This window comes from Psychrobacter sp. S4(2024) (assembly GCF_036861305.1).
GTDB classification, from domain to species: domain Bacteria; phylum Pseudomonadota; class Gammaproteobacteria; order Pseudomonadales; family Moraxellaceae; genus Psychrobacter; species Psychrobacter cryohalolentis.
Map to the genome: position 1 here is coordinate 1 of NZ_JAZAQR010000010.1, position 1,682 is coordinate 1,682.

A 1,682-nucleotide genomic window follows, 5' to 3' on the forward strand; every position below is an offset into this window, starting at 1 on the left:
AGAATAGAGAGCTGACGATGACCTACTCTCACATGGGCGAACCACACTACCATTGGCGCGACGATGTTTCACTTCTGAGTTCGGGAAGGGATCAGGTGGTTCCATCGTGCTATTGTCGTCAGCAAAGGGGGTTAGATATGAGTCTGTTATTATTGTTTTGACGTCAAGATATTATCTATTGGTCGACCAACTTGTAACCTAACTGAATCAAGGTTAAAGGTGATATCGAAATTATATATATTCTATAGCCTAGGCTATACAAGATAGATTAATTAGAGCTTTCATACAAACCACTTGGGTGTTGTATGGTCAAGCCAAACGAGCAATTAGTACAGGTTAGCTACATGCATCGCTGCACTTCCACACCCTGCCTATCAACGTCGTAGTCTTCAACGGCTCTTTAGGGAAATCTAATCTTGAGGTGGGCTTCTCGCTTAGATGCTTTCAGCGATTATCCCATCCGAACGTAGCTACCGGGCAATGCCACTGGCGTGACAACCCGAACACCAGAGGTTCGTCCACTCTGGTCCTCTCGTACTAGGAGCAGATCCTCTCAAATTTCCAACGCCCACGGTAGATAGGGACCGAACTGTCTCACGACGTTCTAAACCCAGCTCGCGTACCTCTTTAAATGGCGAACAGCCATACCCTTAGGACCTGCTTCAGCCCTAGGATGAGATGAGCCGACATCGAGGTGCCAAACACCGCCGTCGATATGAACTCTTGGGCGGTATCAGCCTGTTATCCCCAGAGTACCTTTTATCCGTTGAGCGATGGCCCTTCCATACAGAACCACCGGATCACTAAGACCTACTTTCGTACCTGCTCGACTTGTGGGTCTCGCAGTTAAGCGCGCTTTTGCCTTTATACTCTACGACCGATTTCCGACCGGTCTGAGCGCACCTTCGTACTCCTCCGTTACTCTTTAGGAGGAGACCGCCCCAGTCAAACTACCCACCATACATTGTCCTCGGTATTGTTATACCTGAGTTAGAACCCCAACATGACCAGGGTGGTATTTCAAGATTGGCTCCACAAACACTAGCGTGTCTGCTTCAAAGCCTCCCACCTATCCTGCACAAGTCAGGTCAAAGTTCAATGTAAAGCTGTAGTAAAGGTTCACGGGGTCTTTCCGTCTAGCCGCGGGTACACAGCATCTTCACTGCGATTTCGATTTCACTGAGTCTCTGCTGGAGACAGCGCTGCCATCATTATGTCATTCGTGCAGGTCGGAACTTACCCGACAAGGAATTTCGCTACCTTAGGACCGTTATAGTTACGGCCGCCGTTTACTGGGGCTTCGATCAAGAGCTTCGCTTACGCTAACCCCATCAATTAACCTTCCAGCACCGGGCAGACATCACACCCTATACGTCCACTTTCGTGTTTGCAGAGTGCTGTGTTTTTAATAAACAGTTGCAGCAGCCTGGTATCTGCGACTGCCAACAGCTCAAGGAGCAAGTCCTATCACCATCGGCAGCGTACCTTCTCCCGAAGTTACGGTACCATTTTGCCTAGTTCCTTCAGCAGAGTTCTCTCAAGCGCCTTGGTATTCTCTACCTGATCACCTGTGTCGGTTTAGGGTACGATTCGTTTATAACTATTGCTTAGAAGCTTTTCCTGGAAGCATGGTATTTGCCACTTCGCTGTACAAGTACAGCTTGCTATCAGATCTCAGCATA

General features: G+C 48.5%; 2 rRNA genes. Both read right to left on the reverse strand.

Annotated features, from left to right (window positions below):
- Positions 1 to 9 precede the first annotated feature (9 nt).
- Positions 10 to 123, reverse strand: a 5S ribosomal RNA gene (rrf, locus tag VLA57_RS12535).
- Between the two features lie 182 nt (positions 124 to 305).
- A 23S ribosomal RNA gene (locus tag VLA57_RS12540) occupies positions 306 to 1,682 on the reverse strand; the annotation flags it as partial.